This is a genomic window from Pseudonocardia alaniniphila (genome assembly GCF_022524485.1).
GTDB classification, from domain to species: Bacteria; Actinomycetota; Actinomycetes; order Mycobacteriales; family Pseudonocardiaceae; genus Pseudonocardia; species Pseudonocardia alaniniphila.
Genome location: NZ_JAKXMK010000027.1, coordinates 99070 through 111934 on the forward strand (window position 1 = coordinate 99070; position 12865 = coordinate 111934).

The 12865-nt window shown below is 72.1% G+C and carries 12 protein-coding genes; 8 read left to right on the forward strand and 4 right to left on the reverse strand.

Annotated elements, in window-relative coordinates:
• Positions 1 to 47: 47 nt before the first annotated feature.
• From menE to MMF94_RS28530, 4 genes are all read right to left on the reverse strand, one after another.
• Complete coding sequence (gene menE / locus MMF94_RS28515; RefSeq protein ID WP_241040347.1) at positions 48 to 1199, reverse strand: o-succinylbenzoate--CoA ligase; 1152 nt, start codon at positions 1197 to 1199, stop codon at positions 48 to 50.
• A gap of 59 nt (positions 1200 to 1258) precedes the next feature.
• Positions 1259 to 2182 carry a 1,4-dihydroxy-2-naphthoyl-CoA synthase gene (locus MMF94_RS28520; protein WP_241040295.1) on the reverse strand — a complete coding sequence of 308 codons (924 nt, stop codon included), beginning with the start codon at positions 2180 to 2182 and terminating at the stop codon, positions 1259 to 1261.
• Between the two features lie 142 nt (positions 2183 to 2324).
• Positions 2325 to 3569 (reverse strand): PP2C family protein-serine/threonine phosphatase, encoded by a 1245-nt coding sequence (locus MMF94_RS28525; RefSeq protein WP_241040296.1) that lies wholly within the window; start codon positions 3567 to 3569, stop codon positions 2325 to 2327.
• A gap of 53 nt (positions 3570 to 3622) precedes the next feature.
• Entirely contained in the window at positions 3623 to 3829 is a 207-nt protein-coding gene (locus tag MMF94_RS28530; protein WP_241040297.1) for a DUF4177 domain-containing protein, read from the reverse strand.
• Between the two features lie 135 nt (positions 3830 to 3964).
• Between MMF94_RS28530 and MMF94_RS28535 the strand changes: the two genes are divergently transcribed.
• The 8 genes from MMF94_RS28535 (at position 3965) to MMF94_RS28570 (ending at position 12859) form a co-directional block, all read left to right on the forward strand.
• Positions 3965 to 4663 (forward strand): GntR family transcriptional regulator, encoded by a 699-nt coding sequence (locus MMF94_RS28535; RefSeq protein WP_241040298.1) that lies wholly within the window; start codon positions 3965 to 3967, stop codon positions 4661 to 4663.
• Positions 4664 to 4769: 106 nt separating this feature from the next.
• The gene (locus MMF94_RS28540; RefSeq protein ID WP_241040299.1) at positions 4770 to 5582 is read left to right on the forward strand and encodes an N-acyl homoserine lactonase family protein; all 813 of its coding nucleotides are present in this window, start codon (positions 4770 to 4772) and stop codon (positions 5580 to 5582) included.
• A 38-nt stretch (positions 5583 to 5620) separates the two neighbouring features.
• The gene (locus MMF94_RS28545; RefSeq protein WP_241040300.1) at positions 5621 to 6916 is read left to right on the forward strand and encodes a hydroxyacid-oxoacid transhydrogenase; all 1296 of its coding nucleotides are present in this window, start codon (positions 5621 to 5623) and stop codon (positions 6914 to 6916) included.
• A 56-nt stretch (positions 6917 to 6972) separates the two neighbouring features.
• Positions 6973 to 7458, forward strand: a complete 486-nt coding sequence (locus MMF94_RS28550; protein ID WP_241040301.1) for an FmdB family zinc ribbon protein — start codon at positions 6973 to 6975, stop codon at positions 7456 to 7458.
• 4 nt (positions 7459 to 7462) lie between these two features.
• A complete protein-coding gene (locus MMF94_RS28555) occupies positions 7463 to 10345 on the forward strand; it encodes an FAD-binding and (Fe-S)-binding domain-containing protein (protein WP_241040302.1) in 2883 nt (960 codons plus the stop codon).
• Between the two features lie 102 nt (positions 10346 to 10447).
• Positions 10448 to 11272 carry a hypothetical protein gene (locus MMF94_RS28560; RefSeq protein WP_241040303.1) on the forward strand — a complete coding sequence of 275 codons (825 nt, stop codon included), beginning with the start codon at positions 10448 to 10450 and terminating at the stop codon, positions 11270 to 11272.
• Positions 11273 to 11360: 88 nt separating this feature from the next.
• A complete protein-coding gene (locus MMF94_RS28565) occupies positions 11361 to 12023 on the forward strand; it encodes a DUF998 domain-containing protein (protein WP_241040304.1) in 663 nt (220 codons plus the stop codon).
• Positions 12020 to 12859 carry a patatin-like phospholipase family protein gene (locus MMF94_RS28570; protein WP_241040305.1) on the forward strand — a complete coding sequence of 280 codons (840 nt, stop codon included), beginning with the start codon at positions 12020 to 12022 and terminating at the stop codon, positions 12857 to 12859. Before MMF94_RS28565 ends, MMF94_RS28570 begins: the two co-directional genes overlap by 4 nt.
• The last annotated feature ends 6 nt before the right edge of the window (positions 12860 to 12865 follow it).

Consider the following 12865-nt stretch of genomic DNA (forward strand, 5'->3'; position numbering starts at 1 on the left):
GTCAATCAACGGAGAGTGAGGGCCACGATGGGGTGGTCCTGACCGGGTCAGTTCCCCGGGATCTGTTGCACGGCGAGAAGGGCCGCCACCGCGCGCCGGTCGGGCTTGCCCACGCCGCGCAGCGGGATCTCGGCCACGGTGCGCAGCAGCCGCGGTACCGCGGCCCGGCCGAGCTCGTCGCGCACCGCGTCCCGGAGCCGGTCGAGGCGTGCCGCTGCCGGTTCGTCTCCGTCCGGGGCGTCCACGACGAACGCCGCCGCCACGACCTGGCCCCACTCCGCGTCCGGGAGCCCGACGACGCACGCTGCACGCACACCGGGCTGCGCCACCAGCACGCGCTCCACCGCGGCAGGTGCCACGTTCTTCCCGCCGGTGACGATCACGTCGTCGGCGCGGCCGAGCACCTCCAGCCGCCCGTCGCGCCACCGGCCGAGGTCGCTCGTGCTGAACCAGCCGTCGCCGAACACCGCTGCGGTCCCTGCAGGGTCGCCGAGGTAGCCCTCGGCGAGGGTGGGGCCGCCCAGGCGGATCCGGCCGCTCTCGTCGATGCCGACCACGACCCCGTCCAGCGGGACGCCGTCGTAGACGCAGCCGCCCGCTGTCTCGCTCATGCCGTACGTGGTGACGATCCGTGCACCCGCGTCGCGGGCGCGGGAGCGAAGCGCGGGTTCCAGGGCGGCCCCGCCGACGAGCACGGCGTCGTAGCTGCACAGCGCGTCGAGAGCGGCGCCACCGGCGTCGAGGATCCGGGCGAGCTGGGTGGGCACCAGGCTGGTGCACCTCCTGCCGGCGGCGAGTTCTCCGGTGGCGGCCGCGAAGTCGGCGGGCCGGAATCCGTCGCGCAGGTCCTGCAGCACCGGAGCTGATCCTGCGAGCAGGGAGCGCACGATCACCTGCACTCCGGCGACGTGTTCGGCGGGAAGCGCGAGCAGCCACGACGCAGGCCCGCCGAGCCGATCCGCGGTGGCCGTGGCGGACACGCGCAGCGCCGCGGCCGAGAGCACCACGAACTTGGGATCACCCGTGGAACCCGAGGTCGGGATCACCAGCGCCGTACCCGGCCCGGGTGCGGCCGTGGGCGTGGCGGAGGAGCCGGGCGCCCGTGGCAGCAGGGCCGGGCCGCCGTCGAGCGCCTCCCGGAGCGCGGTGGCGAGTTCGGCGATCGCGGCCGGCGACCCGTCCACGGGAACGATCCGCAGGTTGTTCACCCGTTTGCCTCGCTATCGCTGTGAACCCGACGGCCGGTACCGGCGTGTGCTCAGTAGTGCCATGGAAACGGGGACCAGTCGGGGTCGCGCTTCTGCAGGAACGCGTCGCGGCCCTCCACCGCCTCGTCGGTCATGTACGCGAGCCGCGTGGCCTCGCCCGCGAAGAGCTGCTGCCCGACCAGCCCGTCGTCCTGCAGGTTGAAGGCGTACTTGAGCATCCGCTGCGCGGTGGGCGACTTGCTGTTGATCTCCCGGGCCCACTCCAGCGCCACCTTCTCCAGCTCCGCGTGCGGCACGACCTCGTTGACCATGCCCATCCGGTGCGCGTCGGCTGCCGAGTACTCGCGGCCGAGGAAGAAGATCTCGCGGGCGAACTTCTGGCCCACCATCCGCGCCAGGTACGCCGAGCCGTACCCGCCGTCGAAGGAGCCCACGTCGGCGTCGGTCTGCTTGAACCGGGCGTGCTCGGCGCTCGCCAGCGTGAGGTCGGCCGTGACGTGCAGCGAGTGGCCTCCGCCCGCCGCCCAGCCGGGCACGACCGCGATCACCACCTTCGGCATGAACCGGATCAGGCGCTGGCACTCCAGGATGTGCAGGCGCCCGGCCCGCGCAGGGTCGACGGTGTCGGCCGTGTCCCCCGAGGCGTACTGGTAGCCGGTGCGCCCCCGGATGCGCTGGTCGCCGCCGGAACAGAACGCCCAGCCGCCGTCCTTCGGAGAGGGCCCGTTCCCCGTGAGCAGCACGCACCCGACGTCCGGGGTGGTGCGAGCGTGGTCGAGCGCGCGGTACAGCTCGTCGACGGTGCCGGGACGGAAGGCGTTGCGCACCTCGGGCCGGTTGAAGGCGATGCGCACCGTGCCGCCCTCCGGCCCGGCGGCCACGGCCCGGTGGTAGGTGATGTCGGCGAAGTCGAAGCCCTCGACCACCCGCCAGGCCGCGGGGTCGAACAGCTCGGACGGGGCAGCGGTGTTCACGAGCACCGACCCTATGTGGGACGTGCCCGGGCCGGAGCCGCCACCTGCCCGTTCAGTGCGTGCCCGCCGTGATCGGTGCCACGTCCCGCGGGTTCACATCCCGCAGATCCGGTGCGGTCTCCGGCGCACCGGATCTGCGCGACTACCGATCCCGGCCGTTGTCGGCGAGGTGCGCGAGCAGGCGTTCCGCTGCGCTCCCGGACCACTCGACGAGCACGAGCGTGGCATCGTCGCGCAGCTCACCTCTGCGGTGCTCCCGCACGGCGTGGGCGAGGCGGCGCAACGTCTCCGGAGCCGGGAGCTGCGCTGCGGCTGCATGCTCGGCCAGCTCGACGAGCCGGTCGACGCCGAACTCCTCGCCGCTCTCGTCCCTGGCCTCCACCACGCCGTCGGAATGCAGCAGGATCCGGTCTCCGGGCTCGAGGAACTCCTCACCGAGCTCGCCGGGCTGCGGGATCATCGTCGCCACCCGCCCGAACGGCATGCGGAGCACGGCGTCGAGCCTGCGCACTGCCTTTCCCCTGCGCAGGAGCACCGGAGGCGGGTGCCCGGCCACGAGGTAGCGCAGCCGGCCCGACTCCAGGTCGAGCCGGGCGAGCACGCCGGTGACGAACCGGTGGTCGCTGAACTGCTCGGTGAGCGCGGCGTCGATCCGGCGGGCGATGGCGGGCAGCCCGTGGCCTTCGCGGCGGGCGGAGCGGGAGGCCGCGAGGGTCACCGAGGTGGTGAGGCCTGCGCTCAGGTCGTGGCCGGACGCGTCGAAGATCGCGAAGTCGGCGCGCGAGGTGGCGACCGCGTAGTCGAAGGCGTCGCCGCTGACGTCGTAGGCGGGTTCGAGCACCGCGGCGAGCGCGAGCCCCTGACCGCCGACGGTCAGCGGGGGCAGGAGCTGCCAGAGCAGTTCCCCGGCCACCGACATCGGCCGGGAGCGCCGAGCCACGGCCAGCTCGTCGTTCTGCATGGCCTTGGAGACCGTGAGGTGCGCGACGAGCGCCGCGACCGCCAGGCAGTGCTCGGCCAGCACCGGGTCCGTGGAGTTCATGTGGGCGGGCAACACCACCCGGCACACCCCGAGGCGTTCCGCACCGTCGATCAGCGGCACCCAGAGCACGCGGCGACCGTCGTCGTGCCCGCCCTCGTGCACTGCCCCGAGCTGGTAGGCCCGCCCCGCCAGCGTGCCGTCGATGCGCAGTGGCTCGCCTGCGCCGGCGCGCAGCGGGCGTAGATGCTCCTGCTCACGATCGGCGACGAACAGCTCCGGGTGCAGGCCCAGCGGGGCGAGAGCCGCCTCGAGCATGTCGCCCAGGGAGTTGCCGGCGATCAGGTGGGAGGCCGCGAGCACGTCGAGTATCGCCCGGTGCCAGCCGGGGTCCAGGCGTTCCACCACCTCCCGAACCTAGCGCGGGCGCACGCCGTGCCTGCCCGGCTGGACCAGGGCGGTCAGCCCACCGGACGTTCCAGCGTGACCAGGAGCCCGTCCACCCCGCCGGGGCCGACCCGGCCCTTCACCTCGGTGGACGTGATGGCCTTGAGCTGCCAACCCTGCGCTGCCTCGTCGTTCAGCAGCTTCTCCAGCTTGTCGGCCGAGAGCTTCCCGCCGATGAGGCTCTCGCGCAGCTGCAGAACCCGGTACTCGTATCGCGCCATGATCCAAGGTTGCCAGCAGATCGTCAGTCGGCGAACGGACCCCGGGCGAGGTGGCGCCGCTGGCAGGATCCCTCCCGTGCAAACCCTCTCCCAGGCCGCGGACGCACCCCTTCCGTCCCGTCCCGGGGCGGCGGGGTGAAGCAGGTCCGGCAGACCGAGGCGGTCAACGCACAGGTGCTCGACGCGCTGCGCGCCGCCGTCATCACGGGAGAGCTGCAACCCGGCACGCTGCACTCGGTGCAGACGCTGGCCACGCAGCTCGGCGTCTCGCGCACGCCCGTGCGGGAGGCGCTGATCAAGCTGTCCCAGCAGGGCATGGTCCGCTTCGAGCGCAACCGCGGGGTGCGGGTGCTGCAGACGTCCTTGCACGACCTGGAGGAGGTCTTCGCGCTGCGCCTGCTGCTGGAGGTGCCGGCCACGCGCCGCGCGTGCCGGCAGATCGACGAGGCGGGCCGCCGTGAGCTGCGCAGGCTCCACCAGGCGATGGAGCGCGCTGCCCGTGCCGGGAACGAGTACCGGATGTGGGAGCACGACCGCCGGTTCCACCTCGTGCTGCTGCAGGCGTCGGGGAACCTGCGGCTCGCCACGTACGTCGACGGGCTGCGGGACATGGTGCTGCGCCGCGGCGTCTCGACCGTGAGCCGGTCGCGCAGCCTCGACGACATCGTGGCCGAGCATCGCGAGGTGCTCGACCGCATCGAGGCCCGTGATGTGGCGGGCGCCGCCGAGGCGATGAGGGCGCACCTCCTGCGCACCGCGGAGCTGCTCATCGCGCAGGAAGCGGGGGCGCCTGCGGGCAGCGTCGACGTCGATCTGGGGTGGACCGGACCCTGATCCATGGTCGAGTGCGAATGCATTGACGAGTGGCATGCCACATGCCACGGTCGGCCCTGGAACGTGCTGGGCGCGCGGGCCGTATCTCAATGTCGAGAGGACCACGATGGCGACTGCGAACAAGGTGAGCGTGATCCCGTGCGGGGCGATGACCGCGGACCTGACCTGGTTGCTGTTGAAGCCAGGGCGCTCGATCGTCGATCGGAGCCACAAGAACAACCCGGCGCCATGGGTGGACGTCCCCTCCCACTGCGTGCTCGTGGAGACCGACGAGGGCAAGATCCTCTGGGACACCAGCTGCCCGCGTGACTGGGAGGAGCGCTGGGGGCCGACCGGACTGCAGGAGTTCTTCCCGTACGACAAGGTCTCCGACGACGAGTACCTCGACTCCCGCCTGAACCAGATGGGCGTGGGGCTCGACGAGATCGACTACGTCATCCTGTCGCACCTGCACTTCGACCACGCCGGCAACGCCCAGATGTTCAAGAACACCAACGCGAAGCTCGTCTGCCACGAGAAGGAGCGGGAGTTCGCCTTCGGGTTCGGCGGCCTGTTCAACGGCGCACACCTCAAGACCGACTACGAGGGCCTCGACTTCCAGACGGTCTCCGGCGACACCGAGTTCCTACCCGGGGTGAAGCTCATCGAGACGCCGGGGCACACCGTGGGCACGATGTCCATGCAGGTCACCCTCCCCGACTCCGGCACGATGATCTTCACCTCCGATGCGGTCTACATGGGGGAGAGCTACGGCCCTCCCGCCACGCCCGCGGCCATCGTCAACAACCTGGAGCAGTTCTACGCGTCGGTGGAGAAGCTGCGGGGCATCCAGGAGGACACCAACGCGACGATGGTGTTCGGGCACGACGCCGAGCAGATCCACCAGCTGCGCCTGGCGCCGGAGGGCTCGTACACGTGACGCCCGTCGACGTACTTCTTCCCGCGGAGGCGAAATAAATGACAGTGCCCGACGTGGAGCTCACCGAGGAGACGATCTTCACCTGGGGTGCGCCGCCCTTGAAGTTCGGCGCCGGCGCTTCCGACGAGGTCGGCTTCGAGATGGCCGGTCTCGGCGCGAGGCGCGTGCTGATCGTCACCGACCCGGGGATCCATTCGCTCGGGGCGCCACAACGCATCGCCGACAACCTGCGGCGCTACGACATCGAGTCGGAGATCTTCGACGGCGTGCACGTCGAGCCCACCGACGACTCGATGAACAAGGCCACCGAGTACGCCCGCGCGCAGGGGCCGTGGGACGGGTTCATCGCCGTCGGCGGCGGGTCGGCGATCGACACCGCGAAGGCGATCAACCTGCTCACCAGCCACCCCGGCGAGCTGATGGACTACATCAACAAGCCGATCGGCAACGCCAAGGTGCCGCCGGGGCAGCTCAAGCCGCTGATCGCGATCCCGACCACGGCGGGAACCGGCTCGGAGTCCACCGCGATGTGCGTGCTGGACATCCTGTCGATGAAGGTCAAGACCGGGATCAGCCACTGGCGGCTGCGCCCGGCCCTCGCCGTGATCGACCCGCTGCTGACGATGAGCCTGCCGGCCCAGGTCACCGCGGCGTCCGGCATGGACATCGTCTGCCACGCGGTGGAGAGCTACACCGCACGCTGGTACACCACGTTCGACCGCAAGAAGCCCGAGGAGCGGGTCACCTACTGCGGTTCCAACCCGGTGTCGGACCTGTGGTGCGAGAAGGCGATGAACCTCATCGCGCAGTCGTTCCGCAAGGCGGTGCACGAAGGCGCCGACAACCTCGAGGCGCGCTCGAACATGATGATGGCCGCCACCTTCGCCGGAATGGGATTCGGCAACTCGGGCGTGCACATCCCGCACGCCAACGCCTACCCGATCGCCGGGATGGTGAAGGACTACCACCCCGCGGGCTATCCGGAGGAGGAGCCGATGGTCCCGCACGGGCAGTCGGTGTCGCTCACCGCGCCCGAGGCGTTCCGGTTCTCCTTCGAGAGCGCGCCGGAACGCCACCTGCGGGCGGCCGAGCTGATGGATCCGCGCGCGGACAAGGCGAACGACCCGCGCGAGCAGCTTCCGTCGGTGCTGATCTCGCTCATGCGTGACATCGACATCCCCAACGGGATCGGCGCCGTCGGCTACACCGAGTCGGACGTGCCCGATCTCGTGCCGGGCACGATGAAGCAGCAGCGGCTCCTGGCCACGTGCCCGAAGATGCCGACCGAGGACGACATCGCCGACATCCTGACGAAGTCGATCCAGAACTGGTGAGGGTGGCGGCGGTCGACCGGCCACGTCGACCGCCGCCGTTCCGCTCGGAGGGGCACATGCCGATCTACGTTTTCAAGTGCGAGTGCGGGATGCGTTTCGAGCACCTCGCTTCGTTCGGCGCGGCCGCTCCGGCCTGCCCGTCCTGCGGCGGGGAGACGCGCAAGATCCCGGCGGGGTTCAGCCTCGGCGGCCAGGCCGACACGGGGCTCGGGAAGGAGCAGATGCCCCAGACCTGGCGCGGCACCTACGAGGGGAACCGCGAGTACGTCACCGGGCTGCGCCGCCAATGGGAGCGGCGCCAGCGGCTCGAGGCCAAGCACCCTGAGCTGGCAGGTGACCAGCGGCCGATCATCGCCCATGAAGGCCGCTACCACGACGTACCGCTGCGGGCGGGCGACCCGGTGCCGGGTGCGGTGAGCGGACACGGCCACGGGCATGGACATGGCCACGGACATGGCCACGGTGACAAACCGGCCGCGCCCCCTGCGGCCAAGCCCACGTCCGGCTCGGAACGTGCGTCATCGTCGAACACCCCAGACTGAACCCGTGAGCACGCCCCATCCCACCTCCTCCGACACCTCCGATCTGCACGCCGACCTCGCCAAGGCCGTCCGTGGGCCCGTCCGGTTCGACACCGCCACCCGCGCGATGTACTCCGCCGACGCCTCGAACTACCGGCGGGTGCCGATCGGGCTGGTCACCCCGCTCGACCCCGACGACGTCGAGGCCGCTGTGTCGGTCTGCAGCACCCACGGGGTGCCGGTGCTCCCGCGCGGCGCAGGCACGAGCATCGCCGGGCAGGCGGTCAACACGGCGGTGGTGCTGGACTTCACGAAGCACCTGAACCGGGTGCTGGAGATCGATCCCGAGGCCCGCACGGCGCGGGTCCAGCCCGGCCTCGTGCTCGACGCGCTGCGCGACGCGGCTCGCCCGCACGGCCTGACGTTCGGGCCCGACCCGTCCACGCACAACCGCTGCACGCTGGGCGGGATGATCGGCAACAACGCATGCGGCTCGCACTCGGTGGCCTGGGGCAAGACGGTCGACAACGTCCACGCGCTCGACGTGCTCACCTACCGCGGGGAGTACCTGCAGCTGGGCCGGGGCGTGCCTGCCACCGGACGCGTCCCGGACGCGCTCCGCAAGCTCGCGGAGCGCGCCGGCGACGGCGTTCGCGCGTCGTTCCCGGATCTCACCCGGCGGGTGTCCGGGTACAACCTCGACCAGCTGCTCCCGGAGAAGGGGTTCGACCTGGCCCGGGCCGTCGTCGGCACCGAGGGCACCTGCGTGACGGTGCTGGAGGCCACGGTCCGGCTCGTCGAGTCGCCTCCGGTGCGCGCGCTGGCCGTGCTCGGTTTTCCCGACGCCTACCTGGCTGCTGACCACGTCACCGTGGTGCGGGATCTCCGCCCGTTGACGATCGAGGGCATGGACGCCGGGCTGATCGCGGCGCTGCGCGCGCACAACCCAGCGGAGACGGCATCGCGCACGCTTCCCGAGGGCGGCGGCTGGCTCTACGTCGAGACCGGCGGTGCCACCCGGGCCGAGGCCGAGGCCGCGGCGCACGCCGTCGTCACGGCGATGAAGCCCTACGGGGCGACGAGCGTGGTCGTCTCCGATCCGGCGGCGATGAAGGCGCTGTGGCGGATCCGGGAGGACGGCGCCGGCATCGTCACGCGCTCGCCCGACGGCGGTGAGGCCTGGCCCGGGTGGGAGGACGCGGCCGTGCCGCCGGAGCGGTTCGGTGCCTACCTGCGCGAGTTCGACGCCCTGCTCAGCCGGCACCGTCGGCGGGGCGCCTACTACGGGCACTTCGGGGACGGCTGCCTGCACATCCGCATCGACTTCGACCTGGCGAGCTCTACCGGGATCGCCGATTTCCGCAGCTTCATGGAGGACGCGGCCGACCTCGCCGTCGCGCACGGCGGCTCGCTCTCGGGGGAGCACGGCGACGGCGCCGCGCGCGCCGAGTTGCTCCCGCGCATGTACCCGCCGGAGATCATCGCGGCGTTCGAGGAGTTCAAGGGGGTCTGGGATCCCGACGACCGGATGAACCCCGGCCGGGTCGTCCGCCCCGCGAAGCTCGACGAGGACCTGCGCGTGTTCGTCGGCATGCCGACCCTTCCCGACGAGCCGGTGCTGGCGTTCGGGCACGACCGCGGTTCGTTCACCCGCGCCACCCGCCGCTGCCTCGGCGTGGGCAAATGCATCACCGACCACGGCGGGGTGATGTGCCCGAGCTACCGCGCGACGGGCGAGGAGATGCACTCCACCCGCGGACGCGCCCGGCTGCTGTTCGAGATGGCCTCCGGAGAGGTCGTCACCGGCGGCTGGCAGTCACCCGAGGTGGCCGAGGCGCTGGACATGTGCCTGTCCTGCAAGGGCTGCAAGCGCGACTGCCCGGTGGGCGTGGACATGGCCGCCTACAAGACCGAGTTCCTCGCTCAGCGCTACCGGCGCAAGCTGCGACCGGCGTCGCACTACTCCATGGGCGCCCTGCCGCGATGGCTACTCCTGGTGGGATGGCTCCCGGCCCGCATGGTCGACGGCCTGAATGCCGCCGGGCGGGGCAGGCTGGGGGCGCTGGCGAAGCGGGTGGGCGGGATCGACCCGCAGCGCGCGATCCCGCCGATCGCCCGCCGCCGCTACACCGGTGGCCGGCGGAGTCGGCGCCATGCCGGCGCGGCCAACGCGTCGCGGGGCCGTCTTCTGCTGTGGCCCGACACGTTCACCAACCACTTCGACCCCACGGTCGCCGCCGACGCCGTCGCCGTGCTCGAACGGCTCGGCTACGCCGTGGAGCTGCCGCCACGGGAGGTGTGCTGCGGGCTCACCTGGACCTCCACGGGCCAGGTCGACACCGCGCGCCGTGTGCTGCGCCGCAGCCTGCGCACGGTCGAGCCGTGGCTCCTGGAGGGTGTGCCCGTCGTCGGGCTCGAACCGTCGTGCACGGCAGCGCTGCGTGCCGACGCCGCCGAGCTGCTCCCCGGCGACCCGCTTGCCGGGCTCGCGGCCACGGGCGTGCGCACCTTCGCCGAGCTGCTCGCCGAGCACGCCGACGAGCTGAGGGACGGCGTCGTCACGCCGGGCCTGCGGGCGCTCGTCCAGGTGCACTGTCACCAGCACGCCGAGCTCGGAACCGACGACGACCGTGCCGTCATGGCCGCACTCGGCGTCGAGGCAGAGGTGCTCGACTCGGGCTGCTGCGGGCTGGCAGGCAACTTCGGGTTCGAGAAGGGCCACTACGACGTGTCGATGGCGTGCGCCGAACGGGTGCTCCTCCCCGCGGTGCGCGCGGCGGACCCGGCCGTTGCGGTCGTCGCCGACGGCTTCAGCTGCCGCACCCAGCTCCGCCAGGCCGGCACCCGCGAACCGGTCCATCTCGCGCAGTTGGCCGCCCACGCGCTCGGCCTCACCCCGACCTCCTGACCTGGACCGGCCAGGAGCCCGACGGCGCCTCGTCGCGTAACGCATGACGTGGCACGGCGAGCTCACTCCAGGACGCTCGTTCCACCGGGGACGGGAGGGGACATGACCGGCGACTCAGCGGCGACACCGGCGACCGGCAGCCCGAGCCGCCTCGGGCGGATCCTGGACGGACCGCTCACCGGCCTCTCCCCCTGGATCGCGCTGGGCGTCCTGGAGGGGGAGGGCTGGATCGAATGGGCCGCGGGGATCGCCCTCGCACTGTCCGTGGTCTTCCTCGTCGCCGACATCGCCCGCGGGCGTTCCCTGAAGCTGCTCACCGTGGTCGACGTGATCTTCTTCGCCGGCCTGCTCATGCTCGTGCTGCTGATCAACCCCGCCGGCAAGGCGTGGCTGGAGACCTGGATCGGGGAGATCAGCAACATCACGCTGGTGCTCATCGCTGCCGGTTCCATGCTCGCGCGCAGGCCGTTCACCCTGCAGTACGCCCGCGAGCAGGTCGACCGGAAGTACTGGCACCTGCCGACCTTCCTCCACACCAACTACGTGATCACCGGGGTGTGGGCGGGTGCGTTCCTCGTCTCCGCCGTCGCGGGTTTCTACGGCGACGCCGTGCTGCAGAACAGCGACAACATCTGGACGGGCTGGGTCATCCAGATCGGAGCGATCATCGTCGCGCTGCAGTTCTCCGAGTGGTACCCCGGCGTCGCACGGGCTCGGGTCGCGCGGGAGCAGGGCCGCACCGAGCCGTCGCCGTCGCTCGTCTCGCTGCTCGACCCGCTGGCCAGGTGGCTCGTCCCGATCGGCGTCCTCAGCCTCGTCCTCGACGGTGGGCCGACCTGGCTCGGGATCGCCTTCATCGTCGCGGGCGTTGCGATCCCGGCGCTGCTGCGTCAGGCAGACCGAACGACCCCGGCAAGCGCCGGATGACCGCCGGTTCCCCGGCTCGGATCGTGGGGAACGGCGCCGCCCCGGTCGTCGTTCACGGTGCAACCCCACGCTCCCCAGGAGGAAGCCCGTGTCCGCTCCTGCACCACCTGACCCTGCGATGACGAGGACGCTGGCGGCGTTGGGGCTGGTGGGCGCGGGGATCGCGGTGGTGCTGGTGGGGCTGCTGCACGTCGTTGCGGCAGAGCAGGTCAACCCCGTGCGGCGCACGATCAGCGAGTACGCGCTCGGCGATTCCGACTGGATGTTCGACGTCGGTGTGCTGGGGCTCGCGGCCGGTTCTGCGCTCGTGCTGCTGGCACTGGTGCGGGCCGGGATCGTGTCAAGGCGCTCGATCGCCGCGGCCCTCCTGACGGTCTGGACGGTGGCACTCGTGGCCGTCGTCGCGTTCGACAAGGCCAACTGGTCCGTGGGGCCGACACCGAGCGGGTACGTGCACCGCTTCGCGAGCCTGGCCGCGTTCAGCAGCCTGCCCCTGGCGGCGCTGGCGCTGGGCAGGCGGTGGCGCGCCGATCCGCGGTGGGGCGCGTTCGCGGCCTGGTCGCGGTGGTCGGGCGCGCTCACACTGGGGTGGCTCGGCGTGATCCTCGCGGCCGTCGCGTTGCGCCCCTTCACCGGTGTGCCCTGGTGGCAGCTGGTGCCGCTCGGGCTGGTGGAGCGCGGGTTGGCGATCACCGCCGTCGTCACTGTCGTCGTGCTCGGCCGGTGGGCCGCAAGGGAGGTCACCCCATGACGGATCGGGCGCTCGTACTCGGCGGTGGGGGCATCACCGGAATCGCGTGGGAGCTCGGGCTCCTCGCCGGGCTGGCCGAGCGGGGCATCGACCTCACCGGCGCCGACCTCATCGTCGGCACGTCGGCCGGTGCCGTGGTCGGCGCCCAGATCGCCACCGGCGTCGACGTCGAGGAGCGGTACGGGGCGCAGCTCGCCCAGCCCCCAGGCGAGCGCGCCGCGGCGCTCGACAAGGGCACGATGCTGCGGCTGGGGCTCGCGATGATCGGGCGACCCGACGCGCAGCGGGTGCGGGCCCGTATCGGGAGGCTCGCGCTGCGGGCGAGCTCTGTGCCCGAGGCCGAGCGGATCAGGGTGATCGGGGAGCGGTTGCCGGTGCACGAGTGGCCGGAGCGCGCGCTGCGCATCACCGCCGTCGACGCCCACACCGGCGAGTTCGTCGTGTTCGACCGCGACACGGGCGCGCCGCTCGTCGAGGCCGTGGCGGCCAGCTGCGCGGTGCCGGGGATCTGGCCGCCGGTGACCACGGCGGGCCGCCGCTTCATCGACGGCGGGGTGCGCTCGCCGGTCAACGCCGACCTCGCCGCCGGGTTCCCCCGGGTCGTCGTCATCGCGCCCGTCGTGCGGGGGATCGGGCCGCTGGTCGGCGTGGACGCGCACGTTGCGACGCTGCGCGCCGACGGATCCCGGGTCACGGTGGTGAGCCCGGACACCGCGGCGGTGACGGCCATCGGTCGCAACGTGCTCGACCCCGCGCGCCGGGCCCCCTCGGCACGGGCCGGGCGAGCGCAGGCTGCTGCGGCTGCCGAGGCCGTGGCCGAGGTGTGGAGCAGTTAGCGCCGG

What these genes read in the sequence shown, in the direction of transcription:
- MMF94_RS28530 (WP_241040297.1), bottom strand. Translation starts at nt 3,829, where the DNA reads ATGGCGCGATACGAGTACCGGGTTCTGCAGCTGCGCGAGAGCCTCATC.
- MMF94_RS28540 (WP_241040299.1), top strand. Translation starts at nt 4,770, where the DNA reads ATGGCGACTGCGAACAAGGTGAGCGTGATCCCGTGCGGGGCGATGACC.
- MMF94_RS28545 (WP_241040300.1), top strand. Translation starts at nt 5,621, where the DNA reads ATGACAGTGCCCGACGTGGAGCTCACCGAGGAGACGATCTTCACCTGG.
- MMF94_RS28550 (WP_241040301.1), top strand. Translation starts at nt 6,973, where the DNA reads ATGCCGATCTACGTTTTCAAGTGCGAGTGCGGGATGCGTTTCGAGCAC.
- MMF94_RS28560 (WP_241040303.1), top strand. Translation starts at nt 10,448, where the DNA reads ATGACCGGCGACTCAGCGGCGACACCGGCGACCGGCAGCCCGAGCCGC.
- MMF94_RS28570 (WP_241040305.1), top strand. Translation starts at nt 12,020, where the DNA reads ATGACGGATCGGGCGCTCGTACTCGGCGGTGGGGGCATCACCGGAATC.